This is a genomic window from Amycolatopsis jejuensis (assembly GCF_000717335.1).
GTDB classification, from domain to species: Bacteria; Actinomycetota; Actinomycetes; order Mycobacteriales; family Pseudonocardiaceae; genus Amycolatopsis; species Amycolatopsis jejuensis.
Genome location: NZ_JNYZ01000123.1, coordinates 1 through 249 on the forward strand (window position 1 = coordinate 1; position 249 = coordinate 249).

The following is a 249-nucleotide window of genomic DNA, read 5'->3' on the forward strand; positions in this document are numbered from 1 at the left end:
CCCCGGGTCCAGTGGTAGCGGAACTCCCGCCACGGGCGGGCCGAGGCGTCCGCGTGGTCGGCCGGTGGGGTGCCTTCGTGGTCCCAGTAGGCGCGTAACCGGCGGACCGCACGCCGCACCGTCACCGGATCCGCCTGGACCGCCAACGCGACCAGAGTGTCCTCGGCGGCGATGTAGTCCTCCGCCGCGAGCCAATCCGGGACCGCGGCCAAACCCTCGGTGATCACCGAGACATGCTGCGCAGACACC

At 72.3% G+C, this 249-nt stretch carries 1 pseudogene; it reads right to left on the reverse strand.

The window, feature by feature from the left end:
- Positions 1 to 227, reverse strand: a pseudogene (locus OO71_RS46030) (HNH endonuclease signature motif containing protein); the annotation flags it as partial.
- Between the last annotated feature and the right edge of the window lie 22 nt (positions 228 to 249).